The sequence below is a fragment of the Rhizobium sp. NLR22b genome (assembly GCF_019685295.1).
In the GTDB taxonomy this organism is placed as follows: Bacteria; Pseudomonadota; Alphaproteobacteria; order Rhizobiales; family Rhizobiaceae; genus Rhizobium.
Map to the genome: position 1 here is coordinate 429,417 of NZ_JABDWM010000001.1, position 25,815 is coordinate 455,231.

At 61.5% G+C, this 25,815-nt stretch carries 27 protein-coding genes and 2 tRNA genes; 12 read left to right on the top strand and 17 right to left on the bottom strand.

Annotated elements, in window-relative coordinates; all coding sequences use genetic code 11:
- Positions 1 to 128 precede the first annotated feature (128 nt).
- Positions 129 to 401 carry a hypothetical protein gene (locus HJC00_RS02000; RefSeq protein ID WP_259668837.1) on the bottom strand — a complete coding sequence of 91 codons (273 nt, stop codon included), beginning with the start codon at positions 399 to 401 and terminating at the stop codon, positions 129 to 131.
- A gap of 146 nt (positions 402 to 547) precedes the next feature.
- On the bottom strand, positions 548 to 1,441 hold the full coding sequence (locus HJC00_RS02005) for a LysR family transcriptional regulator (RefSeq protein ID WP_210629266.1): 894 nt from the start codon (positions 1,439 to 1,441) through the stop codon (positions 548 to 550).
- A 99-nt stretch (positions 1,442 to 1,540) separates the two neighbouring features.
- Here HJC00_RS02005 and HJC00_RS02010 point away from each other — a divergent pair, with 99 nt between their 5' ends.
- The 5 genes from HJC00_RS02010 (at position 1,541) to HJC00_RS02030 (ending at position 5,975) form a co-directional block, all read left to right on the top strand.
- Positions 1,541 to 2,002 carry a cupin domain-containing protein gene (locus tag HJC00_RS02010; RefSeq protein ID WP_210629267.1) on the top strand — a complete coding sequence of 154 codons (462 nt, stop codon included), beginning with the start codon at positions 1,541 to 1,543 and terminating at the stop codon, positions 2,000 to 2,002.
- 87 nt (positions 2,003 to 2,089) lie between these two features.
- Positions 2,090 to 2,905, top strand: coding sequence for an arylamine N-acetyltransferase (locus HJC00_RS02015; RefSeq protein ID WP_247241686.1), 816 nt, complete (start codon positions 2,090 to 2,092; stop codon positions 2,903 to 2,905).
- 38 nt (positions 2,906 to 2,943) lie between these two features.
- Complete coding sequence (locus HJC00_RS02020; RefSeq protein WP_210629269.1) at positions 2,944 to 3,561, top strand: YceI family protein; 618 nt, start codon at positions 2,944 to 2,946, stop codon at positions 3,559 to 3,561.
- A gap of 193 nt (positions 3,562 to 3,754) precedes the next feature.
- The gene (gene nhaA, locus HJC00_RS02025) at positions 3,755 to 4,936 is read left to right on the top strand and encodes a Na+/H+ antiporter NhaA (RefSeq protein ID WP_210629270.1); all 1,182 of its coding nucleotides are present in this window, start codon (positions 3,755 to 3,757) and stop codon (positions 4,934 to 4,936) included.
- A 217-nt stretch (positions 4,937 to 5,153) separates the two neighbouring features.
- On the top strand, positions 5,154 to 5,975 hold the full coding sequence (locus tag HJC00_RS02030; protein WP_210629271.1) for a hypothetical protein: 822 nt from the start codon (positions 5,154 to 5,156) through the stop codon (positions 5,973 to 5,975).
- Positions 5,976 to 6,143: 168 nt separating this feature from the next.
- Here the strand turns inward: HJC00_RS02030 and HJC00_RS02035 are convergent, their stop codons facing one another.
- Entirely contained in the window at positions 6,144 to 6,872 is a 729-nt protein-coding gene (locus HJC00_RS02035; RefSeq protein WP_259669841.1) for a hypothetical protein, read from the bottom strand.
- 432 nt (positions 6,873 to 7,304) lie between these two features.
- Between HJC00_RS02035 and HJC00_RS02040 the strand changes: the two genes are divergently transcribed.
- The 3 genes from HJC00_RS02040 to HJC00_RS02050 are packed head-to-tail and all read left to right on the top strand — an operon-like array spanning position 7,305 to position 11,151.
- Positions 7,305 to 9,245: a DUF3604 domain-containing protein gene (locus tag HJC00_RS02040; protein WP_221122739.1), complete on the top strand. Its 1,941-nt coding sequence runs from the start codon at positions 7,305 to 7,307 to the stop codon at positions 9,243 to 9,245.
- Entirely contained in the window at positions 9,242 to 10,159 is a 918-nt protein-coding gene (locus HJC00_RS02045) for a peptidyl-prolyl cis-trans isomerase (protein WP_247241687.1), read from the top strand. Before HJC00_RS02040 ends, HJC00_RS02045 begins: the two co-directional genes overlap by 4 nt.
- Complete coding sequence (locus HJC00_RS02050) at positions 10,156 to 11,151, top strand: HupE/UreJ family protein (RefSeq protein WP_210631695.1); 996 nt, start codon at positions 10,156 to 10,158, stop codon at positions 11,149 to 11,151. The genes HJC00_RS02045 and HJC00_RS02050 overlap by 4 nt, the downstream gene beginning before the upstream one ends.
- A 213-nt stretch (positions 11,152 to 11,364) precedes the next feature.
- Here HJC00_RS02050 and HJC00_RS02055 read toward each other — a convergent pair.
- The 10 genes from HJC00_RS02055 to HJC00_RS02100 form a co-directional block, all read right to left on the bottom strand.
- Positions 11,365 to 11,440: transfer RNA gene (locus tag HJC00_RS02055), tRNA-Phe, on the bottom strand.
- Positions 11,441 to 11,620: 180 nt separating this feature from the next.
- Complete coding sequence (gene yacG / locus HJC00_RS02060) at positions 11,621 to 11,833, bottom strand: DNA gyrase inhibitor YacG (RefSeq protein ID WP_064800614.1); 213 nt, start codon at positions 11,831 to 11,833, stop codon at positions 11,621 to 11,623.
- 131 nt (positions 11,834 to 11,964) lie between these two features.
- Positions 11,965 to 12,585 (bottom strand): Maf-like protein, encoded by a 621-nt coding sequence (locus HJC00_RS02065; RefSeq protein WP_210629274.1) that lies wholly within the window; start codon positions 12,583 to 12,585, stop codon positions 11,965 to 11,967.
- Positions 12,586 to 12,621: 36 nt separating this feature from the next.
- Positions 12,622 to 12,840, bottom strand: a complete 219-nt coding sequence (gene infA, locus HJC00_RS02070) for a translation initiation factor IF-1 (protein WP_003545338.1) — start codon at positions 12,838 to 12,840, stop codon at positions 12,622 to 12,624.
- Positions 12,841 to 12,962: 122 nt separating this feature from the next.
- On the bottom strand, positions 12,963 to 13,448 hold the full coding sequence (locus HJC00_RS02075) for a low molecular weight phosphatase family protein (protein ID WP_210629275.1): 486 nt from the start codon (positions 13,446 to 13,448) through the stop codon (positions 12,963 to 12,965).
- On the bottom strand, positions 13,445 to 13,918 hold the full coding sequence (locus HJC00_RS02080; RefSeq protein WP_210629276.1) for a UPF0262 family protein: 474 nt from the start codon (positions 13,916 to 13,918) through the stop codon (positions 13,445 to 13,447). The genes HJC00_RS02075 and HJC00_RS02080 overlap by 4 nt, the downstream gene beginning before the upstream one ends.
- A gap of 10 nt (positions 13,919 to 13,928) precedes the next feature.
- Positions 13,929 to 15,224, bottom strand: coding sequence for a histidinol dehydrogenase (gene hisD, locus HJC00_RS02085; RefSeq protein WP_210629277.1), 1,296 nt, complete (start codon positions 15,222 to 15,224; stop codon positions 13,929 to 13,931).
- A 57-nt stretch (positions 15,225 to 15,281) separates the two neighbouring features.
- Entirely contained in the window at positions 15,282 to 15,713 is a 432-nt protein-coding gene (locus tag HJC00_RS02090) for a DUF2948 family protein (protein WP_210629278.1), read from the bottom strand.
- Between the two features lie 156 nt (positions 15,714 to 15,869).
- Positions 15,870 to 17,162, bottom strand: coding sequence for a UDP-N-acetylglucosamine 1-carboxyvinyltransferase (gene murA / locus HJC00_RS02095; protein WP_210629279.1), 1,293 nt, complete (start codon positions 17,160 to 17,162; stop codon positions 15,870 to 15,872).
- A gap of 92 nt (positions 17,163 to 17,254) precedes the next feature.
- The gene (locus HJC00_RS02100; RefSeq protein WP_011423945.1) at positions 17,255 to 17,449 is read right to left on the bottom strand and encodes a hypothetical protein; all 195 of its coding nucleotides are present in this window, start codon (positions 17,447 to 17,449) and stop codon (positions 17,255 to 17,257) included.
- A 156-nt stretch (positions 17,450 to 17,605) separates the two neighbouring features.
- Between HJC00_RS02100 and HJC00_RS02105 the strand changes: the two genes are divergently transcribed.
- Together HJC00_RS02105 and HJC00_RS02110 are read left to right on the top strand one after the other, a co-directional pair.
- Positions 17,606 to 17,680 (top strand) — tRNA-Thr (locus HJC00_RS02105).
- 346 nt (positions 17,681 to 18,026) lie between these two features.
- On the top strand, positions 18,027 to 18,269 hold the full coding sequence (locus HJC00_RS02110) for a DUF982 domain-containing protein (RefSeq protein WP_210629280.1): 243 nt from the start codon (positions 18,027 to 18,029) through the stop codon (positions 18,267 to 18,269).
- Positions 18,270 to 18,491: 222 nt separating this feature from the next.
- Here HJC00_RS02110 and HJC00_RS02115 read toward each other — a convergent pair whose 3' ends face one another.
- Positions 18,492 to 18,755, bottom strand: coding sequence for a hypothetical protein (locus HJC00_RS02115; RefSeq protein WP_210629281.1), 264 nt, complete (start codon positions 18,753 to 18,755; stop codon positions 18,492 to 18,494).
- Positions 18,756 to 18,983: 228 nt separating this feature from the next.
- Between HJC00_RS02115 and HJC00_RS02120 the strand changes: the two genes are divergently transcribed.
- Together HJC00_RS02120 and HJC00_RS02125 are read left to right on the top strand one after the other, a co-directional pair.
- Entirely contained in the window at positions 18,984 to 19,250 is a 267-nt protein-coding gene (locus HJC00_RS02120; RefSeq protein WP_210629282.1) for a hypothetical protein, read from the top strand.
- A 96-nt stretch (positions 19,251 to 19,346) separates the two neighbouring features.
- Positions 19,347 to 21,407: an ATP-dependent helicase gene (locus HJC00_RS02125; protein WP_221163576.1), complete on the top strand. Its 2,061-nt coding sequence runs from the start codon at positions 19,347 to 19,349 to the stop codon at positions 21,405 to 21,407.
- 47 nt (positions 21,408 to 21,454) lie between these two features.
- Here HJC00_RS02125 and HJC00_RS02130 read toward each other — a convergent pair whose 3' ends face one another.
- The 3 genes from HJC00_RS02130 to HJC00_RS02140 all read right to left on the bottom strand — a co-directional run bounded on the left by HJC00_RS02130 (position 21,455) and on the right by HJC00_RS02140 (position 25,763).
- Positions 21,455 to 22,423: an MBL fold metallo-hydrolase gene (locus HJC00_RS02130; protein ID WP_221163577.1), complete on the bottom strand. Its 969-nt coding sequence runs from the start codon at positions 22,421 to 22,423 to the stop codon at positions 21,455 to 21,457.
- Between the two features lie 242 nt (positions 22,424 to 22,665).
- Positions 22,666 to 23,718 carry an enoyl-CoA hydratase/isomerase family protein gene (locus HJC00_RS02135; protein ID WP_221122735.1) on the bottom strand — a complete coding sequence of 351 codons (1,053 nt, stop codon included), beginning with the start codon at positions 23,716 to 23,718 and terminating at the stop codon, positions 22,666 to 22,668.
- Positions 23,719 to 23,801: 83 nt separating this feature from the next.
- Positions 23,802 to 25,763 (bottom strand): bifunctional diguanylate cyclase/phosphodiesterase, encoded by a 1,962-nt coding sequence (locus HJC00_RS02140; protein WP_221145947.1) that lies wholly within the window; start codon positions 25,761 to 25,763, stop codon positions 23,802 to 23,804.
- Positions 25,764 to 25,815 lie beyond the last annotated feature (52 nt).

Genomic DNA, 25,815 nt, shown 5'->3' on the forward strand with positions numbered 1-25,815 from the left:
CGCTTGTTACAGGCATGACGAACACGAATTGGTGATCGGCCTTCGCACGATGGTACGGCTTTGCTCGTGGGGCAGTGGTGGTGCTCGTTTGGCGCAGGCGCCGCCGGAGGATTGCGCCAGCACTCAGCTTAGGGGGATTCCCCTGCGACGGCTTCCAGGAACAGCGGTCCTTCCGCCTCCAGCCTGACGCGGCCCCTGCCGATGCGGGCGAGGCGGATGGGCGCCTGCTTTTCTTCAAGCCGGCGGCGCAACAGCAAGAGCCGGGTTTCGAGATTGTCCTTGATCTCCGGCATGCGTGCGCCGGCGGTCAACCGCGTTTCCCGGTTCGTGAACTCGCTTCTGCCATCGCTCAGATGCCAGTCGAGCATCAGGCGCAGCGGAATGCCGGCAACACCCTTCACGATGTAAAGCTCGTTCGTCGCCGCGGTGATGAATGATCGGCGCGATCGGGGTCGAAATTCCGGTGGAGTAGCCGCATACTTCGAGACAGGGAACGGGCTCAGCAGCGTCTCGATAGGCTGTATGCCATAGGTGATTGGGACCTCGTCTATAGTCGCAGTTTGCCTGCCAGGAACGAGACGAAGCGTCGGACCTTTACCGCGATATGGCGATTGGCCGGATAGACCGCTTGCAACTGTATCGTACTGATATCCCAATCGGGGAGAAGACGGACCAACCGGCCCTGCCTGAGGTCTTCCCCGACGATAAAGTCGGGCAGAAGGACAATGCCGAGTCCGAGCACGGCGGCGTCGCGCAGACCAAGACTGTGATTAAGTTCCAGGCGGGGTACGATGGGGATGCGAAACTCCTCACCGTCCCTGCTGAACGGCCAAATCCGCCCCCATCTTAGTTCGGCGAAGTGGAGGCAGGCGTGGTGAGCGAGGTCGTGCGGCGTCATTGGTGCCCCGTGTTCGGCAATATAGGCCGGTGAAGCGGAAATTACGATTGACGATGTCGCCAGTTGTCGGGTGATGAGATTGATATCGACCTCAAGGCGGCCTCGTATTGCAAGGTCGAAGCCATCCTCGACCAAGTTCACGGGCCGATGTGACAGGTCGAGTTCGATAGACACAGCCGTATTGAGTTTGAGGAACTCCGAAACTGCCGGCACGATCACGAGCTGCCCGAGGTCGGGTGGCGCCGACACCCGCAATCGCCCGACAGCTTCCTTCTGAAACGAGATTGCGGCCCGTTCGGCCTCTCTTATCTGCGGCAGAATTCCCGAAAGCGCTTCCCTGTAGGCTGCCCCGGCCTCCGTCAGGACGATCTTGCGCGTCGATCTTTGAAAGAGGCGGATGCCAAGGCGATCCTCGAGCTGCCTGACCTGGGCGCCGACCGTCGCCCGCGCCATGCTCAGTTCCTCGGCCGCCTTCGTGAAGCTCAGATGCGTGGAAACCGTTAGGAATGCGGCAATCCCGTCAAGCGGATCAAGCGTTTTCATGAGTACAATTATCCATACAATGATGTCAGTTAATCCCTCTTATCATAGGAGAGGGCGCAAAGTAATCGGTGGGGCGTACTCAAGCAAAGGAGACCCGACATGATGACATTCACCCAAGCTGCGGTCTCGCCGTCCGGGCGTGGGACGCCGGCAATGGCGTTCGGCAAGCATGTCATCCGCATAATGGCGGCCAATACTGGCGGTTCGCTCGGCATGTTCGAAGCTTTCGTGCCGGCCGGCGAAGGACCGCCGCTGCACGTACACGAGCGCGAGGACGAGTTCTTCCGCGTGCTTGCCGGGCGCTTCGGCTTCTGGTGCGCCGGAGATTATGTCGAACTTGCGGAAGGCGGCTGCATCGCATTGCCGCGTGGTGTGCCACACCGTTTCCGCAATGTGGGGAAAACGGAGGGCCGCCTCATGGTCGTGGTCACACCGGGCGGGTTCGAAAGTTTCTTTTCGATCGTAGAACTCTGCAAGCCCGAAACACCTGAGCAGGTCGCCTCGGTCGCCAAAAGTTTCGGGCTGACCTTCCCACCTGAGGACGGCCGCAAGGTCGCCTGAACCAACGGAGTCGCACCGCCGGACCTGAGCAACGGTCCAATGAAAGGAGACCGAACGATGACACATGCACGTTCAAATGAAAACGCAATGCCCCTGACAGCCCAACAGATAGATGCCTATCTGGCCCGGATCGGAGTCGAGCGGCCGTCGCGCCTCGACATCGACAGCTTGTCGCAGTTGCACCGCGCCCATCTCATGAGCTTTACATGGGAGGCACTGGACGCCTTCATGGGATGGCCTTCCCAGATCACCCCGGCTGCGGCATTCGCCAAGATGGTCGAGGGGCGGCGCGGCGGCTGGTGTTATGAGATGAACGGCCTCTTCGGCGCCGCGCTTGCAGCCCTGGGTTTCCGTGTGACCCGCCTTTGCGGCGCCGTCGATCGCGAAAAGCTCGGCGACATCGCCATCGGCAATCATCTGACGCTGCGGGTCGACCTCGACCGTTCCTATCTCGCCGAGGTCGGCGTAGCCGACGCCATCATCGAGCCGGTGCCGCTTGTGGCCGGGCCGATCAGCCAACGCGGCTTTGACTTCTCCATCATGCCGGCCGACGGGAGCTGGCTGCGCTTCAATAATCAGGTGCTCGGCATCGCGAAAAGCTTCGATTTCCGGCTCGACCACAGCGACGAAGCCGCGATGGCCGCAACACAAGGCTGGCTGATGCAAGATCCCGGCTCGCCGTTCACCCAGGCGCTCGCGGTGTTGCGGCACACGGCGGACGGCTACGTCGCCCTCCAGAACGACCGTCTGCGCCGTGTGACGGCGAACAGCCTCAGCGAGGAGCGCATTACGAGCGCGAGCCATCTCGGCGACACATTCCAGGCAGTATTCGATCTCGACATCCCCCAGCCCGGCCGCGTCTGGGAGCGCCTCCAGACGATCCACCGCGACAAGGCGGCCTGAGCCGACAGCCACATCATTTCACATCCGAGGAACTATCAATGCTTCGTACAACCGCATGCACCCTTGCTCTGGCCTTGAGCACGGCCTTCACCTCTGCCGCCGCCGCCGATCCTGCACCGGGCGGTGCCTACAAGACCGATCCTTCGCATTCGAGTTTCAATTGGTCCTTCGACCATTCCGGCCTGTCCCACTACACGGCCCGCTTTACCGGAGTCGATGCGCGGCTCGACTGGAAGCCGCAAAAGCCGGAAACCTCCACGCTTTCGGTCACGATCGATCCGCTTTCGGTCCGCACCGACTATCCCTGGCCTGAGAAGGTCAACTTCGATGCGGAGATCGGCGGAGACGAGAACTTCCTTGCAGCCAAGCCGATCACCTTCGTTTCCAGGACGATCCACGTGACGGGCGAGAAGACCGGCACCGTCGAAGGCCTCCTGACCCTTCGCGGCGTGACGCACCCGGCAACGCTCGACGTGACCTTCAACGGCTCAATGGCGGAGCACCCGATGATGGGCGTCCCGAAGATCGGCTTCTCGGCGACCGGCAGCATCCGTCGCAGCGATTGGGGGCTGGATTTCGCAATCCCCGAACTCGGCGACATCGTCACCTTCACGATAGAAACGCAGATGGTGCCGGCTGGTTACTCGTTTCAGTGAAAATGAAGCGAATGGCAGGTCCAACGAACCCTGCGCCTCTCCATGATCTTTCCGGATCGGGTCGATTTCGCTGGAAATGGCGATGCGGCCCCTTTATCCTGCAGGGGATGGCGTGTGCTGCGTGCGCCGCGGGCTTTCCCGAAATCGACGGAGACTGAAGATCAACCTTCCAAAACAAAGGGAGCGCTGACCGGTGTCGTCGCCAATCTCTCCAGGCCTCATCCGATCCACTCTTCGTCAGTTCCTCGACAGCGAAGCGTCGGGCGGTCTCGTGCTGATGGCAGTCGCCTTGGCGGCGATCGTGACGGCGAACTCACCACTCGCAGAGGCTTACTTCCACGCGCTTCACATCCCTCTGGGGCCGCTCAGCCTGCTGCACTGGATCAATGACGCGCTGATGGCGCTTTTCTTTCTCCTCGTCGGGCTCGAGATCAAGCGCGAAATGCTCGATGGCCAGCTCTCCAGCTGGAGCCGCCGCATCCTGCCGGGCGCGGCGGCAATGGGAGGCATGCTCTTCCCCGCCCTCTTCTACATCCTGTTCAACTGGGAAAACCCGGCCGCCCTGCGCGGCTGGGCGATCCCAACCGCGACGGACATCGCATTCGCGCTCGGCGTCATCTCGCTGTTCGGCCCACGGGTGCCTGCCTCGTTGAAGATCTTCCTGGCGGCACTGGCGATCATCGATGACTTGGGGGCGGTCGTGATCATTGCGCTGTTCTACACGAACGATCTCAACCTCCTGGCGCTTGCAGGGGCTGCGGCAGTGCTTGCGGCGCTCTACGGCATGAACCGCGCCAGGATTTTGAAGCTCTGGCCGTATCTGCTGCTCGGCGCCGTGCTGTGGGTGCTCGTTTTCGCATCCGGCATCCACGCGACGCTGGCCGGCGTTCTTCTCGCTCTGACGATTCCGCTGAAGGTGACGCCTGGTACGCCCGAGGCAAGCCACGACCAGTCGCCGTTGCACCACCTCGAGCACATCCTCCACAGGCCAGTCGCATTCATCGTCGTTCCGATCTTCGGCTTTGCCAATGCCGGCGTCTCCTTCATCGGCGCCTCGGCAGCCACGCTGACAGAACCATTGACGCTCGGCGTGGCGGCGGGCCTGCTACTTGGAAAACTGGCCGGCGTTCTCAGCACGGTCTTTCTGCTCGTCAAACTCGGCCTGGCCGACCTTCCCGCGAAGGCGAGCTGGGGGCAAATGATCGGCGTGGCCGCCCTCTGCGGCATAGGCTTTACCATGAGCCTCTTCATCGGGTTGCTGGCATTCAACGACCCCACCGTCCAAGACCATGTGAAGATGGGCATCCTGCTGGGATCTCTGCTGTCCGGTCTGGTCGGCGCGGCGATGCTCGCAACATTCAACCGGCGATCCTGACGCAGCGGGGCCAGAGACGCTGCAGCTTCCGTCGACGGTGCCGCGCACTCGACCGGCAATTAGCTTGCCAGTTACTGACTCTCGCAGTGACTTTTGACCATCCGCGGTTTTTATTATCTCGCGCCAGCATCGCATGCACTTCGGTTTCAAAATGTCGATATCTTTATGTTCAGCCTCACTGCAGACCAGATGCCGCAGCTACAGTGTTGAAGATCTCATGGCGGACGCCGCCTTTGCCGCGGCTCTGCGCGAATCCGCCTCCGAGCTGCTGGCAATCCATCGCAGTGCGCCCAGAATAGTGCGTTACGTTGCCGATCTGCAGAAGTGGCTGCTCAGCCAGGCGGCATTGGCATTGCATTTTGAGCGGAAGCTCGACCCGTCCCGTCCTCCTTTGACCGCTTCCAACCTCGCAAAGTTTCTGGTCGAGAATCACGTCGCCAGCCATAACACCGCGGTCGCCCATCTGAAGGAGATGGCCTATTACAAACTATTCGAGCCCGTGGCGACGACGGATCGGCGCGCCAACCCGTTACAGGCAAGCGCCTATGCTGAAGCCTTGATCCGACAATGGTTCGAAGGGCACCTTCGTTCCCTGGACGGCATGGACGCGGGAGACCGCTGTAGCCGGTCGGAGACGGATGAGACAATTCTCTATCGCGCTCAGCCGCGTATCGCCCGCCGGCTGTTTAACAATCCGGATTGGTACAGTCCGCCAGAAAGCATCGCGCTGTTCGTGAGGTCCGAATCCGGAAGCAATATATTGCATGACCTCATGTCGCGTGTGCCACTCGCGCCGGTCGTAGGTGAACGCACCTGGGTGGGCGATGTCTCCGCACGATTGACGGCGGCCGAATATGTCATTTCCCGAAGTCATGCCGGCAGATTGTTGGCGGCCGCGCAAAATCAAGGACTACTCGGGTGGGAGGCTGCCCAAATGACCGGAGATTGCTGGATTTCCGCAAAATTCGTCCTCGACTACAGACGGTGGCAGGCCACGAAATTCTCCGTTATATCCGAAGTTTTGGCGAGCATCGGGTAGATGCGTGTTTGTGAAGCGATTCTGAAGTTGCCGGGCCGGTTCGTCAAATTTTCGTTTTTGCGCGCAGCGCCAGCCACTCCGCCCGCTGAAGGCTACGATGGACTTCCGCGCGGGGCTCGGCATGGGCTTAGCCCTCGACATTGGCTCGAAAGTCTGCCTGAAACCAGGTCAAAAATGCATGACCAATCCCAGAATCGGGCCCTGTTGCACTACATCGAAGACGAAGCCGTCATTGCTGAAATCGACGCCCAGGGCACGGTAGCCGACGACTGCTGAAACGGTCTCGCCGAAACGGTAGCCGATCGCAGCAGCGACGTCCCAATCGAGGTCGGCCTGGCCGGCGCCGATCAGGCCCCATCCGGTCAGATAGATCTCGGGCGTGATGGAGTAGTTTCCGCGAAAGCCGGCCATCGCGTCCACCCATGTCTCGCCATCGCTTCGCGTCACCCCATCCAGAACGCCACCGCTGAACGAAATATCGGTGTCGACAGACCAGACCCTCGCCGCTCCGACGACATCAAGTCGCGAGGTGTTGTCATCGATGACCGAGTAGCCGACGCCGAGCAAGCCTGCGAATGTCTCCGTCGAAACTTCTACGTCGGAGGCAATGAACCCTCTGGGCGTACCTGCTGAGCCGGAAATTTTGGTGTATATGATGTCGCCGAAAATGCTGTAGCGGTCGTAGCGGGCCTCGCCAATAGCCATGGCCCCGAAGTCGAGATGGTCAAAAATATCGCTGAAGCTCATGTCGACATCGACAGTCGGCAGTCCGAATTGCGCGACATCGCCGGATAATCCTGCCGCCCAGAAGTAGGGCGCGAATGCGAATGTCCATCCCGTTTCGGTTTCAGCTTGATGAGCTTCCGGCGTCAGCGGCGATTTGATGTCAGCGGCCATGGCGCCAGCGCTGAATAGAAACCCCCCAATGAACGCCGTGGTAAGCGCAGTTCTACGTTTCATCTTCCCCCTCCAGTACTTCGAGAACCTTCTTTCAACGGTTGCAGTGATCACCGGTATCATCCGGATTGACCTTTATTGTTGAAGCAAATCTGCTCTTCTTATTTCCCCCTTGCCGCGCTTCACCATTGCATATTAGCCGAGGCGCAAGAGTCGCACCAGCAAGTTTCAACGAAGGACTGAACGCCCGTAAGGGGAGCCCAGTCGGACCTCCATCACCCTGCCGACCGGCATGTATGCGGTCGGCACGCCAGGGCCGGCCTCAGAGGATATCAAGGCTGATTTCGCCGGGACAGGGGCTCCGGTCATTGATGCTAATCAAGGAGCGCGCCGCTTCGATAGTGTAATGTTCGCACAGTGGGGGGGAGAGCCATGAAACGGACACCTGGGAAACTCTTGATTGCCGGGCTGATAAGCCTCGGTTCTGCTTTACCGACCGTGGCTCAGCAGGCCACCGATATCGGCACTCTGGACAGCGGGGCGGCTGGACGGGTATTCACCAGTAAACCTCTCTACTCGCCCTATGCGGGACGAAATTTTCCGACCCGCCCGCTTTTTGGCGACACGCATTTGCATACGGGAGCCTCCTTCGACGCCGGCGCGTTCGGCGCGAGGTTGACGCCACGTGACGCTTACCGCTTCGCCCGTGGCGAGGAGGTCATGGCCTCAAGCGGCCAGCCTGCGAAGCTGTCGCGGCCGCTCGACTTTCTGGTCGTGGCCGATCACTCCGACAACATGGGCATGTTCCCCGATCTGTTCGCCGGCAAGGCCGAAGTGATCGCCGATCCGCAGGCGAAGACCTGGTACGATATGATCAAGTCAGGCCAGGGCGCTACCGCGGCGCTTCAAATCATCTTCAGCTTCGGCAAGGGAACGCTTCCCCAGAGCATGATCTATGGGCCGGACACGCGTCCCTACAAGAACGCATGGCAGGACACGATAAAGGCTGCCGAGGAATATAACGATCCGGGGCGGTTCACGGCTTTCATCGGCTATGAATGGACGTCCAATACGGCAGGTAACAACCTCCATCGCAACGTCATCTTCCGCGACAATGCCGACAAGGCCGCCCAGGTCGTACCCTATACCACGCTGAAACCACTGGGCAGCGACAACCCGCGCGATCTATGGCAGTGGATGCAGGCCTATGAGGACAAGACCGGCGGCAACGTGCTGGCGATTGCGCACAACGGCAATCTCTCCAATGGGCGCATGTTCCCGCTGATCGAATCCTTCACCGGCAAGCCGGTCGACAAGACCTATGTCGAGCAGCGCGCCAGGTGGGAACGCCTCTACGAAACGACCCAGACGAAGGGGACCGGAGAGGCACACCCGTTGCTGTCGCCGAACGATGAGTTTGCTGATTTCGAGATCTGGGATTTCGGCAATCTCGATGCCAGCGAACGCAAGACGCCTGCTATGCTCGAGTTCGAATATGCACGGTCTGCATTGAAGAACGGCCTCAAACTCGAAGCCGAGCTCGGTACGAACCCTTACAAGTTCGGATTGGTCGGCAGCTCCGATGCACACACGGGCCTTTCGGCGATGGAGGAGGAAAATTTCTTCGGCAAGACCACGCCGCAGGAGCCGAGCCCCGAGCGTCTGACGGCAACCTTTGTCAAGGACGACAAGACCGGCATCACGGTGATGGACTGGGAAGTCGGCGCGTCGGGATACGCGGCTGTCTGGGCGGTTGAAAATACGCGCGAGTCGATATGGGACGCCATGCAACGCAAGGAGACCTATGCCACAACGGGATCGCGCATGGCCGTACGCTTCTTCGGCGGCTGGAATTTCGAACAAGCCGACGCCGAGACCCGCAACCCCGGTGAAATCGGCTACGCCAAGGGCGTTCCCATGGGTGGCGATCTCAGAGCAGCGCCGGAAGGAAAGGCACCGTCGTTCCTCGTCGCCGCGCTGCGGGACCCGATCGGGGCCAATCTCGACCGCTACCAGATCGTCAAGGGCTGGCTGGACGACAAGGGCGAGACGCATGAGCAGGTGTACGATGTCGCCTGGAGCGGGGACCGCAAACCAGGGGCCGACGGCAAGCTGCCGCCGGTCGGCAGCACCGTGAACGTCGAAAACGCGACATGGACCAATACGATCGGCGCTCCGGAACTGATCGCCATCTGGAAGGATCCCAGCTTCGATCCCAAGCAGAAGGCTTTTTACTACGGGCGCGTCATCGAAATTCCGACGCCGCGATGGACTGCCTATGATGCCAAACGGTACGGAACGAAGCCGCTCGAGGGAACGCGGATGACGGTGACCGAGCGCGCCTACACCTCGCCGATCTGGTATACGCCATGACCGCGGCTGAACAGGCCGCCGGACCGACCGCTCCACCCTCCAGCCAACGAACAGGAACGATCTGGCTGAAATCCATGCTAAGGGAGCCGCTGGTTCATTTCCTGCTGCTCGCATTGGTGATCTTCGCCGGTTACCGGCTCATTGGCGCGGATATCCAAAACAAGCCGGGCAGCATCGTCGTCACGGCGCCGAAGATCGAGCAGATGGCCATTCTATTCACCAAGACCTGGCAGCGGCCGCCGACCTCGGAGGAATTGAAGGGCCTGATCGACGACTATGTGAAAGAAGAAGTCCTGGTGCGCGAGGCGCTGGCGCTCGGGCTCGACAGAGACGACACGGTCGTTCGCCGCCGTTTGCGTCAGAAAATGGAATTCGTCGACGCCGCCGCCGACGTTCTGACGCCGACCGACGCAGACCTCCAAGCCTATCTGCAGATCAACGCAGCCACGTTCGAGATTGATCCGATGCTTGCCTTCCAGCAAGTATATCTCAACCCGCAGCGGCACGGCGACAGCACCGCTCGGGACGCAGCCTCCATCCTCGAAGCGCTGCAGGCCAATCCCGCCGCGGATCCTAACCTATTGGGCGACCCGACGCTGCTTCCCTCCGACCTACCGCTTTCGAGCAAGACGGCGATCGGGCAAACCTTCGGCGTCGAATTCCCCGAGAAACTCGACAAGGCCCCCCTGGATCAATGGACAGGCCCCATCGCCAGCAGTTTCGGGCTCCATCTGGTCCGGGTGTCCAGGCGCATGCCCGGCCGAGTGCCAGCGCTCGACGAGGTGCGGGATGCCGTTGCGCGAGAATGGACGAACGCCAAGCGGCGGGCCTTGGAAGACGGGCGATTTGCCGAGTTGCTCAAGCACTATATGGTAAGCATCGAATTCCCTGTCAGTGCGGAAGCCGGCCGATGATGCGGTTCGGCGCATTGCTGGCGGTGCTTGTCCCGCTGTTCCTGGCCACCTCAGGTATTGCTCACGAAATCAGGCCTGCCTATCTCGACCTGCGCGAAACGGCACGCGACGAGTTCGCGGTCATCTGGAAGGTGCCGGCGCAGGGCAACATGCGCCTCAGTCTCAATGCAATACTGCCGAAGCCATGCGTCGAAAAAACAGACCGAGCAAGATCGATCGGCGGCAGCGCCTATCTCCAGCGCTGGACGGTCATCTGTGCAGGCGGACTGAAAGGCGGCGAGATCACCATCGATGGACTCAGGTCGACCATGACGGAAGCGCTCGTTCGCATCGCATATCAAAACGGCGACACAGAGGTCGTGCGCCTCATGCCGGCTGCACCCTCTTTCGCCGTGGCAGGTGCAAAGAGCAGCCTCGACATCGCTCGAATCTATTTCTTGCTGGGAGTCGAACACATCCTTTCCGGTCTCGATCATTTGCTCTTCGTTCTCGCCCTTCTGCTGCTCATTCGAGAGCGCGGGATGCTGATCAAGACCATCACCGCCTTTACGATTGCCCATAGCATCACCTTGGCTGGGGCCTCGCTCGGCTATTTCAGTCTGCCGCAGAAGCCGGTCGAAGCGACAATTGCTCTCAGCATCGCTTTCGTTGCGAGCGAACTTGTTAGAATGAAGCCAGGTGAGACACGGCTTTCCGAAAGGCTTCCATGGGTGGTAGCCTTCGTATTCGGTCTGCTGCATGGCTTCGGCTTTGCCGGCGCCCTGATGGAAATGGGATTGCCACAATCCGACGTGCCGCTGAGCCTGCTAACCTTCAACCTGGGCGTCGAGGCGGGACAACTGATCTTCGTGGCCGCGGCTTCGGTCTTGCTCGGATTGGCAGGAGCACTGGTGACCGTCCCACCCGCACAAGCCCGCCAGGTCGGCGCCTACATTATCGGAACCGCGGCGATGTTGTGGCTTGTTCCACGCATCGCAGGATTGGTCGCGTGAACAGTCGACCTCGTGAATTCTCGACCACGCAGACGCTTTGAGGCGCGCCGGCTGTCGGCGATCAACACCGATCTCGGAACCACCTTGCACTGGATAGCGAAGATTACACAGGTCGCGAACGATCAGTTGCTGACCGAAAGGCGACGGGAAGCGGGTGGGCAGATCAAATTAACCACGCATGGAGGCTGTTTTTAGAATGGGCCGAAGACTGAATGGTGCCCAGGGGCGGAATCGAACCACCGACACGCGGATTTTCAATCCGCTGCTCTACCAACTGAGCTACCTGGGCCAACCTGCTTCGCGAGGGTGTTCTTGATGAAAAGAACTGCGGGGCCTTGGTTCGCCCCGGAAGCGAGCGGGGTTATAGCATCTTGTTCGGCCATGGCAAGCGTCAAATGACTCTTTTTTGACGGTCTTGCCAATTTTGCGGATTCATGTGGAAAAATAAGAGCTTCGGGGAGGAAATCTCCTAGTTTTCCTCATCCGGGTAATCGGCCTTCGTTTCGTCGTCGGCCACCGGAATGGCGTAGGAGCCGGTCAGCCAGCGGGAGAGATCGACCTCGCGGCAGCGGTTGGAGCAGAAGGGGTAATGTTCGCGGTTCGATGGTTTGCCGCATTCCGGGCAAGGGCGCGTCTTGCGCAGCGGTTCGACCTTGGCGGCGGCTTTCTTGTCTTCGGGCATGATCGGTCCGTCCTAGAGCATGGCGCGCAACAGTGTCAGCGGTGTTGCAACAACGACATGCGAGAAAAAAGCCTTAAAGCGCGACGCGCGGATCTGAAAGATCGTGACGCGCTTTAAGCATCGGCCGTCGGTCAGCCCTCAGGCCACCGGCTATGCACATCGAAGCCCTCGCCGGTCAGAAGCAGAATGGTTTCATAGAGCGGCAGGCCGACGACATTGGTGTAGGAACCCACCATCTTCTGCACGAAAGTGCCGGCAATGCCCTGGATGCCGTAAGCGCCAGCCTTGCCGCGCCACTGGCCGGAGGCGAGATAATTCTCGATCTCGAAACCGGACAACCGCTTGAAGCGCACCTTGGTCTCGACGATCTTCTGGCGGATCTTGCGATCGGGCGTCACCAGGCAAATGCCGGTATAGACGAGATGGTTGCGTCCCGACAAGAGATGTAGCGAGCTCAGCGCCTCGTCGGCGAATTCAGCCTTGCCGAGAATGCGCCGGCCGACGGCGACCACCGTATCGGCGGAGAGGATATAGCTGCCCTTCCAGGTGATATCGCCCTTGATGGCGGCAAGTGCGGCCTCGGCCTTCTCGGCCGATAGCCTTCGGGCGAGCGAACGCGGATGCTCCGACTTCTTCGGCGTCTCGTCGATATCCATCGGCATCAGGCGCGAAGGCTCGATGCCGGCCTGGTTGAGGAGGTCGACGCGACGGGGCGAGCCCGAGGCCAGAATGAGCTTGTATTTCAGCGCCATGAAACCTCGACCATCGGCGGACGGGAGCGGGCAGACTTACTTGAAACGGTAGGTGATGCGGCCCTTCGTCAGATCGTAGGGCGTCATCTCCACCAGCACCTTGTCGCCGGCGAGAACGCGGATGCGGTTCTTGCGCATGCGGCCGGCGGTATGGGCGATGATCTCGTGTTCGTTTTCAAGCTTCACGCGGAACGTCGCATTCGGCAGAAGTTCGGTGACGATTCCCGGGAATTCGAGGACTTCTTCTTTCGGCATATAGTGGTTTTCTTCCTGTGGGTTGCAGAGGCAGCGCAACGCGCGCCTTTAAATTTGGGCGGAAACTACACAATCAAGGCAGGTTTGTGAACCTTGTTGATCAGGCTTTCCTTTATTTGTTTTCATGCCGATTGCGCGGCGATGCCATTTCGTTTGAGCAACCGGCTTTCGATGAGGCCGGCCAGGTGATCGCGGACCTCGCGATAGCTGTGCAGTATCTGCTCCCTCGTGCCGCTGACGACCGTCGGATCCATGGTCGGCCAGTAGACGACGTCGATCGCGTTCGACCGCGTCAGCTCGAGTGCGGCGTGATGGGCCTGCGGCGACAGCGTGATGATCAGATCGAAATAATCGTCCTCGAGTTCATCAAGCGTCTGCGGCTGGCGGCGCCCGAGGGACAGCCCGATTTCCTCGAGCACGACATCGACGAAAGGATCGCGCTCGCCGGCGCGAACGCCGGCGGACCTTATATAGGTATTGGCAGGCAGAATGCTACGGGCGATCGCTTCGGCCATCGGCGAGCGGATGGCGTTCAGCCCGCACATGAAAAGAATGGCGCCCGGCCTCTTTGCGTCCTCGACGTCGGCGGCAAGCTCCATCGCCGTCATCCGCGCCAGTAGAGCACACAGACCAGCGTGAAAAGGCGCCGGGCGGTGTCGAAATCGACCTCGATCTTGCCGGCCAGCCGGTCTTTCAGCGTCTGCGAGCCTTCGTTGTGGATGCCACGCCGGCCCATGTCGATCGCTTCGATGCGGCTTGGCGTGGCCGATCGGATCGCTTCGTAATAGCTTTCGCAGATCATGAAGTAATCCTTGACGATCCGCCGGAAGGGGGTGAGCGACAGGATATGGGTGGCAACATCGCCGCCTTCTTCGGTCTTGATGGCGAACACCAGCTTCGAATCCATCAGCGAGATGTTCAGCCGGTAGGGACCGCCGGCATGGCCGAGCGGCTCGAACCTGTTCTCCTCGATCAGATCGAAGATGGCGACGGCACGCTCATGTTCGACATCGGGCGTCGAACGGCCGATCGTATCGTCGAGGACGACGTCGCAAAGCCGGAAATCGCCCGCCGCCATCCCCTCACACCTAATCGAGGTTGAGGCGGATCGCGACCGACCGCGCATGGGCATCGAGGCCTTCGGAGACCGCAAGCGCGATCGCCGCCGGGCCGAGGGTGCGCAACTCACCCGGCCCCAGGCGCAGGATCGAGGTACGCTTGACGAAATCGAGCACAGACAGGCCGGAGGAAAAGCGCGCCGAACGCGCCGTCGGCAGCACATGGTTCGAGCCGCCGACATAATCGCCGATAACCTCAGGCGTATGAGCGCCGATGAAGATAGCGCCGGCATTGCGGATGCCGTCGAGCAGCCGGTCGGGATCGGCAACGGCAAGCTCCAGATGCTCGGCAGCGATGCGATTGGCAAGCGGGATGGCCTGCTTCAGATCGGCAACCAGGATGACGGCGCCGAAATCGCGCCAGCTTGCCGCTGCCGTGTCGGCGCGGTTCAGCGTCTTCAGCTGGCGTTCGACCGCCTGCTCCACCGCCTTGCCGAATTCGGCATCGTCGGTGATGAGGATCGCCTGGGCGCTGACATCGTGCTCGGCCTGCGCCAAAAGATCGGCGGCGATCCAATCAGGATTGTTGTCTTTGTCCGCAATCACCAGCACCTCGGAGGGGCCGGCGATCATATCGATGCCGACGGTGCCGAAGACGTGGCGCTTGGCGGCGGCGACATAGGCGTTGCCGGGACCGGTGATCTTGGCGACAGGAGCGATCGTCTCGGTGCCGTAGGCGAGAGCGGCGATCGCCTGGGCGCCGCCGACGCGATAGATCTCGGTCACGCCGGCCAGCCTGGCGGCGGCGAGCACCGCCGGATTGACGGCGCCGCCGGTGGCAGGAACGGCGATGACGACGCGATCGACGCCGGCGACCTTGGCCGGGACGGCATTCATCAGCACCGAGCTCGGGTAACTCGCGGTGCCGCCCGGAACATAGAGCCCGACCGCCTCGATTGCCGTCCAGCGCGAGCCGAGACGGACGCCGAGATCGTCCTCGTAGATATCGTCCTTCGGCAGCTGCCGGCGATGATGGCTTTCGATGCGCAGCGCCGCGAGCTTCAGCGCACCCAGCACTTCGGCGGGCACCGCCTCGATCGCCGCGTCGATCTCCTCCGCCGTCACCCGCATCGGTACCACGGCAAAATCGATGCCGTCGAATTTCAGCGAATATTCGGCCAGCGCCACATCGCCGCGCGCCCTGACATCATCGATGATAGAGCGGGCGACGGCATTCACATCCTCGGACACTTCGCGCTTCGTCGTCAGAAAGGCGGCAAAATGCTGCTCGAAACCTTCCAGTGCCTGATCCAGCCAGATTGCCAAGACCTATATTCCTTCTCAACTCGAACCGCGATGTTCAAACTTCAGGCGTCAAGCCATTCAGGGGTGGCGGGGTTTGGAAGCCGCCTGCCATGCGCCGCCGATATCGGCCATCTGGACCTCGATGCATTCGACGTCGAGCGCAATCGAGGCAGTGCCCGACAGCGCCAGCTCGATCGTGCCATCCGGCCCCTCGCCCTTCCTGTCGAAACGCAGCGCCAGCAGCGACAATACCTGATCACGATTGCCGCGATCGACGCCGAGCGAACGGACGGCAAGCACGCGTTTGAAGGCCAGAACGGCACGGCGGCGCTCGAAACCTCTGCGCTTGCGCGCGGCACTTTCCCAGACGAAGCGATTGGCGGCAAGCGCGAACTGGGCGCCGCGCGGCGACCAGTCGATGTCGCCGACCTTGAAGACGCTATCCTGCATATGCGCAGAAATGATCGCGAGGTCCTCGTCATCAAGCGCAACAAGCTTCAGGTCGGTCATTCAGGCTCAATCCCCAGAGCAGGATGCCGAAAGTGCGAGCGATTTTCGGACGACATCATGCTCTTGCTATTTAACAGGCATCGCCGGAATGGCGATGCGTCAGACAAGGGAAATAAGATGCTGCGACCGATTACGCAACCGGAATGAAGGTCTCTCTTACTCGCTGATGCGCTCGACGACGGCGCCGCAGCGGGTCAGCTTCGCTTCGAGCCGCTCGAAGCCGCGGTCGAGGTGGTAGACACGGGAGACCGTGGTTTCACCCTCGGCGGCGAGGCCGGCGATGACGAGCGAGACGGAGGCGCGCAAATCGGTCGCCATGACGGGCGCGCCGCGCAGGCGCTGGACACCTTCGATCTTCGCGGTCTGGCCGGAGAGCGAAATCCTGGCGCCGAGTCGGGCAAGCTCCTGCACGTGCATGAAGCGGTTTTCGAAGATGGTCTCGGTGACATGCGAGATGCCGGAGGAGCGGGTCATCAGCGCCATGAACTGTGCCTGCAGATCGGTGGGGAAGCCCGGGAAAGGATCGGTGACGATATCGACCGGCTTGATGCCGGCGCCGTTGCGCCTGACGCGCATGCCGTTATTGGTCGCCGAGATATCAGCGCCGGCCCGGCGCAGGGTTTCCAGTGCGGTTTCGAGCAGCGACACATCGGTATTTTCGAGCACGACGTCACCGCCGGCCATGGCGACGGCCATGGCGTAGGTGCCGGTCTCGATGCGGTCCGGCAGGACGCGATGACGGGCGCCCGAGAGCGAGGTGACGCCTTCGATGGTAATGGTCGAGGTGCCGGCGCCTGATATCTTGGCGCCCATGGCGTTCAGGCAGTTGGCGAGGTCGGCGACTTCAGGTTCGCGGGCGGCGTTGCCGATGACAGTCGTGCCGCGGGCAAGGGTCGCGGCCATCATCAACACATGGGTGGCGCCGACGGAGACTTTCGGGAAGGTGTAACGCGCGCCGATCAGGCCGCCATCCGGCGCCCTGGCGTTGATATAACCGGCATCGATCTCCATCGTCGCGCCAAGCGCCGTCAGGCCGTCGATGAAAAGATCGACGGGGCGCGTGCCGATGGCGCAGCCGCCCGGCAACGACACGCGGCAATGGCCCTCACGCGCCAAGAGTGGCCCGATGACCCAGAAGGAGGCGCGCATCTTGGAGACCAGTTCGTAAGAAGCGGTGGTATCGACGATGGTGCGGCAGGTGAAGTGGATCGTGCGGGCGTAGGAATCCTCCTGGCGCTCGCGGCGGCCGTTGACGGCGACGTCGACGCCGTGATTGCCGAGAATGCGCATCAGAAGCTCGACGTCTGCCAGATGCGGCACGTTTTCCAGCGTCAGCGTGTCACTGGTCAGAAGCGAGGCGATCATGAGCGGCAGTGCGGCATTCTTGGCGCCGGAAATCGGAATGATGCCATTCAGCTCATTACCGCCGACAATTCTGATACGATCCATGTGCGCTTACTTCCTGAAAGTTCTGCCTTGAAAGAAGGAGTGAGGTGTTTAGGGGATTTATGCAGAGGCTTCAATTCGTCCGGGACGGAACATTACGATTCGTCCATTTTTGCGGCGGGCAGCCCGTTTGTTTCGTCGGCCTGGCCGGAACGGCGGGCACGCACCTGCTGTTTGCGTCTCGAGAGATTTTCCCTGAGCTTTTCGGCGGCGCGCTCGCGGCGCAGTTTCGCCTGTGCCTCGATCGCCTCTTTACGGCTCTTCTGGCCGGTTTCGGTCTTGTCGTTCATGTCAACAGAATTAGCCGAATTCGCACCGATCCAAAAGGCCCTTGCATCTCTATCCACGCGAAGTTGGATTTTGCGGCTTGCGCTTGTCGTCAAGCTGTGGCAATAGCCGCCCCGTTCCTGCAATTGAGCCGCCCGGCTCCATGCGGATCTGGTCCTGCTGCCGTAGCTCAGTGGTAGAGCACACCCTTGGTAAGGGTGAGGTCGGTGGTTCAATCCCACTCGGCAGCACCAGTTTTCTCCCGCACATCATTTCTCACGCGCCCGGCTACCCCTGATCCGGCCGCCGCCACCTTCTACCCATGAACGGGGCGAAGAGACCAAGCCGCGACCTCTCCCCGTGCCTAGCGGCTCCAGCGCGCAAGTTCCATAAAACTTATCTGCGACTGCTCAACATTCCCCTGGCGTGCGCACCCCCGGCGATCCGCCTCACCCAAGCTGGCATTTCGCCTCATCAGCAACGAACGATTCACCATTGTTGACGGCAAAAATCGCGCTAGAATGCCTATCATAGCGGCGTCCGTCCTGAGAATGGGAGGCGCTGCACCCTGTTTCTGTCGACAATCGTGGAGGAGAATCGATGGCAACTGAACGATGGAACAGCCCGGTCACGGTCGGTTTCGAGGGAGCCGATGCGCGAACGGTCAACGGGCCGTTCGATGCCTTGAAATGCCTGGCAGATCTCTGGCCGAGTTCGCGCGGGCTTCGTTACATCAAGGCCCGCAGCACCTGCCGGGCTGCGTTGGACGGTCGCAAAAGCATGGAGGAGGCTAGAGCCGAGTTCCTGGCGGCGGCCGAAGAGGCGAAGCTGAAGCTGCATTGATGCAGCAGACGTCCGGCCGTTTCCGGTTTGGTCAGCAAACCGTGTCGGAACGATACATTGTTTAATTTTCACTTAACCCTGCATCGAGCAGGTGCCGGGTTTTGGCGCAAAGGGCGTTGCGCCTGAGCCAGCTGTTTCGATAGAAAACATCCAGCCGTCATGATGACGGTCAGAGGCTCGTCATCCGGAAACGCAGGCGAGCCTCGTTCGAGCGGATCGGCTTCAGCAATCCGCACCGGCCTCATTCTCCATCTCGATATATCCCACACCGATGATCGTGCCGTCGGCCGCGCGGATGAAGGACGGCAGGTAGTGCGGCTCTGCCGGCTCACAAGCGACACTGCCGGTATATTCGTTGAGGGCGATCTGATCCTTCGGCAAGGCGGAATAATCCATGCCCGTCTCGAGCGAGGCATAGGCTGAGCCGACAAAGACGCCGCAGCCGATGATCAAGGTGGACGCCCAGAGGCGAAGAAGCGTCTGCATGATGGTCTCCAGCGTTTCGGGTCCGGCATTTCAACACCTGGAGAGTGCTTTGGTTCCCTCAGCGCCGCAGCAGGCGCTGCAACATAGCCTCAGCCGGCGATGCTTTCCGCGATCTCGGCCCCCGTCGACATCGCTGCGCCGGCGCACGAAACATTCGAGAACGTGACGGGCAGCAGCTCTTGGCGAAAGAGGCTGCGCGTTCCATATCAGCTGAGAAGGACGACGATGATGAAAGGGTTTCTGCCCGCCTTGTTTGCAGGGGCATTGCTGGCCGGCTGCTCCTCGGCCGATACGGCCGCGCTCGAACCCATCCCCGGCAGCATCACCTATGGCGGCCAGCCGCGAACCAAGCTCACCAAGTCGCCGATCGGCAGCGCCGTCCATCATCAATTCTACAACGAGACGGGCCAGCGCGTGGAGGAAACCTATATCCTCCAGCCCGACCGCAGCCTGAAACTGGTGCGGCGCGTGATCGGCCCGGATTTCCCCGATTAAGGTCTCGAACCGCTTGACAGCGGCTAAAATCGCGAACATTCAAGGAACATCTAATCTTCCCGGAGTGATTCTGCGGGAGCCCGACCGGACGGCTGGATGTATCTCGAAAAGCTCAATCCGCAGCAGCGCATGGCCGTCGAGCACGGCACGCTCACTGACGGCAGCCATATTGCCGGGCCGCTGCTGGTCATTGCCGGCGCCGGCTCCGGCAAGACGAATACGCTGGCGCATCGCGTCGCCCATCTGATCGTCAAGGGCGCCGATCCGCGCCGCATCCTGCTGATGACCTTCTCGCGTCGGGCAGCCGCCGAGATGGCGCGGCGCGTCGAGCGCATCTGCCGTGATGTGCTGGGTTCGAATGCCGGCATCATGGCCGATGCGCTCAACTGGTCCGGCACATTCCACGGCATCGGCGCGCGGCTGCTGCGCGATTATGCCCAGCAGATCGGCCTCAATGCCGATTTCACCATTCACGACCGCGAAGACAGCGCCGATCTGATGAACCTCATCCGGCACGATCTCGGCTTCTCCAAAACGGAAAGCCGCTTTCCGGCCAAGGGGACCTGCCTCGCCATCTATTCCCGGGCAGTGAATTCGGAGACGGCGCTCGATCAGGTGCTGCGCGACGCCTTTCCCTGGTGCGCAGCGTGGGAGCAACAACTGCGCGAACTCTTTGCCTGTTATGTCGAGGCGAAGCAGGCTCAGAACGTGCTCGATTACGACGATCTCCTGCTCTACTGGGCGCAGATGGTCGGCGAGAACGTGATTGCCGAGGATATCGGCAGCCGCTTCGACCATGTGCTCGTCGACGAATATCAGGACACCAACAGGCTGCAGGCCTCGATCCTTCTGGCGCTGAAGCCTGAGGGCCAGGGGCTGACCGTCGTCGGCGATGACGCGCAGTCGATCTATTCCTTCCGTGCGGCGACGGTTCGCAATATCCTCGATTTTCCCGCCGCCTTCAGCCCGGCCGCCAATATCGTCACGCTCGATCGCAATTACCGCTCGACGCAGCCGATCCTGGCCGCGGCCAATGCCGTCATCGATCTCGCCTCGGAGCGCTTCACCAAGAATCTCTGGACCGAGCGGCAATCGGCGGAACGGCCGCGCCTCGTTTCGGTGCGCGACGAGGCCGAGCAGGCGCGTTATATCGCCGAAAAGGTGCTCGACAATCGCGAAGAAGGCTTGAAGCTCAAGCAGCAGGCCGTGCTCTTCCGCGCCGCCCATCACAGCGGGCCGCTGGAGGTTGAGCTGACCCGGCGCAATATTCCCTTCGTCAAGTTCGGCGGCTTGAAGTTTCTCGACAGCGCGCATGTGAAGGACATGCTGGCCGCCCTTCGCTTTGCGCAAAATCCGCGCGACCGGGTGGCGGGCTTCCGGCTGATGCAGATCCTGCCAGGCGTCGGACCGTCGACGGCGCAGAAGGCGCTCGATCTGATGGCCGAGGATGCAAGCCCGCTGTCGGCGCTGGCCGCCATGCCGGCGCCGCCGCGCTCCGGCGAGGACTGGACCGCCTTCGTTTCGATGCTGCAGGAGCTGAAATCCGGCAAGGCCGGCTGGCCGGCTGAAATCGGGCTGGCGCGGCAATGGTACGCGCCGCATCTGGAACGGCTGCATGAGGACGCGGCGACGCGGCAGGCCGATCTCCTGCAGCTCGAGCAGATTGCCGGCGGCTATGCCTCGCGCGAGCGCTTCCTCACCGAGCTCACCCTCGATCCGCCGGATGCGACCAGCGACCAGGCCGGCGTGCCGCTGCTCGACGAGGATTATCTCGTCCTCTCGACCATCCATTCGGCCAAGGGCCAGGAGTGGACGAGGGTGTTCATGCTGAACGTCGTCGACGGCTGTATTCCGAGCGATCTTGCCGTCGGCGCCAGCGCCGAAATCGAGGAGGAACGCCGGCTGCTCTATGTGGCGATGACGCGCGCCCGGGACGGTCTCGACCTTGTCGTGCCGCAACGCTTCTTCACCTATGGGCAGAACGCCCAAGGCGATCGGCACGTCTATGCCGCGCGCAGCCGTTTCATTCCCGCGACGCTGCTGCAGTTCTTCGAGGCCTGCAGCTGGCCGCAGGTGAAATCGGAAGCCGCCGCCCAGGCGCAAGCGCGGCAGGTGCGCATCGACGTCGGCGCCCGCATGCGCGGCATGTGGCGATAGAGTGCGTTGCATAGATCGGCTCCATGCAACGCTCTTTGGTTCGGCGCTCAATAGTCCCAGAAGACCGGCACCCAGCGGAAGGCTTCGCCGTCTACCGCCACCCGGCCGACGGACGGGAACGGCAGGTGGGTGGCCACCAGCTGTTCACCGGTCGCCGCCAGCTCCCGCAAAAGATCGCGGCGCACACGAGCCGCTTCTTCGGGATAGTGTTCGAAACCATTGTACCAGTCGGGGTGCTCAAACCCGACCGCAAAGATGGCGTCGCCGGCGAATGTCAACTGGTCGCTGCCCGATGCCAGGCGAACAACGCTGTGTCCGGGAGTGTGGCCGCCGGTGCGTTGGGCGACCACACCCGGCGCCACCTCGGATTGCTCGTCGAATAGCCTAAGATGGATGGCGTACTCGCCGAGGAACCGCTTTGCGGTCGCCCGAAGCGCGTCAGGGAAGCCTGGCGGCATGGACACCTGGCTGAAATCGGGCGCTTCCCAGAACTTCGCCTCGGCAGCCGCCACGTGAATCCTGAGGTCCGGACGCAGTCGGTCCTTCACCCCATCAACCAGCAGCCCGCCGATGTGATCCATGTGCAGGTGGGTCAGCACCACGTCGGTCACCGCCGCAAGATCGATACCAGCAGCCTCCAGCCTCCTGATCAGCTGCCCGGCCCGCGGCAAGTTCAAGTCCGGGTCCAGCCCCAGCCCGGCGTCGATGAGGATGGTCTGCCCGCCGCTGCGGACCAGGACCACGTTCAGCGCCCAGTCGAAAGCGTCCGGCGGCAGGAACATATCCCCCAGCCACGCTGCCCTGTCAGCCGCATCGACATTGTGCCCCAGCATCGCGGTTGGGAGCGGCAGCACACCATCGCTGATGATCAGAACTTCAATCTCGCCGATCCGCACCGCGTAGCGCGACGGAACCAGCTCATCCGGCCGCGGTCTGCCGGGCTGCGAGGTACTGTTGAGGTTGATGTTTGTCTCCTGCTGGCCAGCCGTACGGGGTCTTGCTTCTGCTTGTGACATGATGCGCTCCTGTGTTGCATGATCGAAAGATGTCGGGTCGATGATCACGAAGCGGAGACTATGCCGGAGCGCGTTTGGCGGTCGATCAGGTCAAGGGAGAGGGAAGGCTAGGCTTTAGGACAGGCCCGCCTATGGATTCGCCGTGGTGCAGTGCAGATTTGGCGTGGAGCGACCAGCAAAAGGACGCAGAGTCCCGCCCGGCAGGCGGTGCCCTCGCTAGCAGCAACGCAGGAGTTACGACATCAAAGCGAAAGCGGCGGCTCAGCCGGTTTCAGGAAGCGCTCGACCGTTTCCGCCGTCACCGCCTCGACTGATGCCGGCGACCATTTCGGATTGCGGTCCTTGTCGATGACAGCGGCGCGGATGCCTTCGAAGAAATCGGGATTATCAAGCATCTGCAGGCAGGCGCCGAGTTCGCGGCGAAGACATTCGGCGAGCGAGGCACTGCGCCGGCCCGCCCTCAGCAGCAGCAGAGCGAGTTTCAGGCTGGTCGGCGACCGGCTGAGCAATACCCGGCGCGTCTCGGCTGCAAAGTCGCCCTCTTCTTTGGCGAGAGCCGCGAGGATTTCCTCGACGCCGTCGAAGGAAAATGCGCGGTCGATCACATCGACATTCTGCCGCAACCGGCTTTCCGCCAGCGGTTCGGAAAATCCCTGCAGCAGGGCATCGACTTCCGTCGACGCGCTGGTGCGCGGCAGGTCGCAAAGGCCATCGATCACCGCGTCGAGCCGCGCCGAAGCGATCTGAAGATCGGCGAGACCAGCATAGATCGCGTCCGCAGCACCAATATCGAGCCCGGTCAGGCCGAGCCATGTTCCGGCCTCGCCGGGCGCCTTCGGCAGCAGCCATGTGGCGCCGACATCGGGGACATAGCCGATGCCGGTCTCCGGCATGGCAAGCCGCGTGCGCTCGGTGACGATGCGGTGGCGGCCGTGCGAGGACAGGCCGACGCCGCCGCCCATGGTGATGCCGTCCATCAGCGCGACATAGGGTTTGGGATAGGAGGCGATCATATGGTTGAGGCGGAATTCCTCGCGCCAGAAGGTTCCGGCGAGACCATCGCCGGCGCGGGCGCTTTCATGCAGCGCACGGATATCACCGCCGGCACAGAAGCCGCGTTCGCCTTCGCCCGTGATCACAACGCTTGCCACATCGGATCCGGAGGCAAAGCCATGAAGGGCCTCCGCGAGCGCGCGGATCATCGGCAGCGTCAGACTGTTCAGCGCCCGCGGCCGGTTGAGCCGGATGATGCCGGCAGTGCCCCGCCGTTCGATGATCACTTCGCCGTGCTGCATGGTTCACCTCGTCTGTTGAACCATGCATAGACGAGGATGCGGCATCGCTCCAGAGTATTTGCGGGCCGGGACCAAGCGGTTGCTCAGGCCGACAGGGCGTCTCGGGCTGACGCTGCGGCTTCGCAGCGGTCCGCATATTCGATGGCGAGTTCCAGCGGCAGCGGCCGCGAGAAATAATAGCCCTGCGCCAGACGGACACCCATCGCCTTCAATCCCTCGGCGATCGCTTCGCTTTCCACACCTTCGGCGACCGAGGCGATGCCGAGATTCTGACAGAGGTTGGCGACCGATCGAGTGATGTTCATGCAACGGGCGTCGCGATCGAAATTCATCACGAAACCCTTGTCGATCTTCAGCTTGTCGAAGGCCAGACGATGAATGTGGCTGAGGCTGGAAAAGCCGGTGCCGAAATCATCGAGGGCGATCGAGATGCCGGCGGCGCGCAGCATCGTGATCACCCGGTCGGCCGTGTCGAAATCGGAGAGCAATGCGGTTTCGGTAATTTCAAATTCGATGCGCTTCGGGTCGATGCCGGAGCGGGTGATCATGGCAAGCAGCGCCATCGAGGTCTCATGATCGCAGATATCCCGTGCCGAGAGGTTGAAGGAGAGCCTCAGATGGCGCGGAATGATCGCCAGCGCTTCGAGCGCCTGGGCAAAGAGGATGCGCGTCATGCGGCCGATCACCGCCGTGCGCTCGGCGGCGGGAATGAAGGCTGTGGGGCTGATGCGTCCGAAACGGGCGCTGTCCCAGCGGGCGAGCGCCTCATAAGCGACGACGCGGCCGCTCTTCAATTCGACGATCGGCTGGTAGTCGAGTTTCAATTCCCCGGCGAAATCGTTTGCCTGCAACTCGAGTTCGATCAGGTAGCGCTGCGTCAGGATCTTTTCGTGTTCGGCGGAGAAGAATTCGACGCCGCTGCTGCGCTTGCTCTTGACCTGGTAGAGGGCGAAATCGGCCTTCTCGTAGAGGTCTTCGGCGGTGTATTCGCCGAGATCGGGATAGACGATGCCGCAGGAGCCGAAGACGCGGACCGAGCCATCGGGGATTTCGATGGGATCACGGACGGCGGCGCAAAGCGCCTGACCGAGATCGGCGACCGCCTGGCGCGTCATCGATGAGGGGAAAATGATGCCGAATTCATCGCCGCCGAGACGGGAGACGATACCCTCCTCGCCGACCAAAGCGGTGAAGCGTCGCGCCGTTTCCTTGAGCACGAGATCACCGGCGGCATGGCCGAAAACGTCGTTGACGGGCTTGAAGCCGTCGAGATCGATAATGCCGAGAACGGGCGTCGAGAACGGATTCTTCTGCAACCGTTCTTCCAGGGAGAGAAAGAAGCTGCGGCGGTTGGCAAGGCCGGTCAGTTGATCATGCAGCGCGTTGCGGCTGTTGACGAGGTTCAACTCCTCGGCCTCCGCCTGCTTCTTCTTCAACTCCTCGGTCAGTTGCACCAGGCCGACGAAATTCTGGAAATAGCTGTTGATCACCCGGAGGAAGGGCAGGATGAGGAAGAGCCCGCTGACGGCGGTCGCCACGAAAACGGGATTGCCCGAGAACATGAAGGTGGTGATCATGGCGGAGAAGGTAATGACCGTGGTCATCGCCGCCGCCATCGGCAGATGCATCAGGCAGAAGATGCAGGAAATGCCGGTCACGACGAGGAAATAGGCGATCTGGCCCTGCTGCGACGCATCGCCATATTGGTAAAGCGCGACCGACCAGCTGCCGAAAGCGACGGTCAGGATTCCGGCGCCCGATATCGTCACCTTCATCAGCCGGTAGGCCCGCTCGGCAGTGATGCTTTCCTTGCCCCTGATCTCCCACCAGCAGAGACGGAACATACAGACGACGCTGAGCGCCACCGGAATATAGAGCGACAGCCACAGCGGCGCGGATTTCAGATGGGTAATCGCCACCGCCAGCGCATTGATGATCAGCAGGATATAGAGAATGGGGATCTGCGACGACAGGGCCTGGAACTGCGCCATCAGAAGCGTCGGATTGTCTCTTTGCAGCTGCAATGAAGCCAGAAAGTTCTTCATCTTCTCTTATCCGTCGGCCAGAGCCAGGCAGCGAAAGCTTGATGTTTCCTTA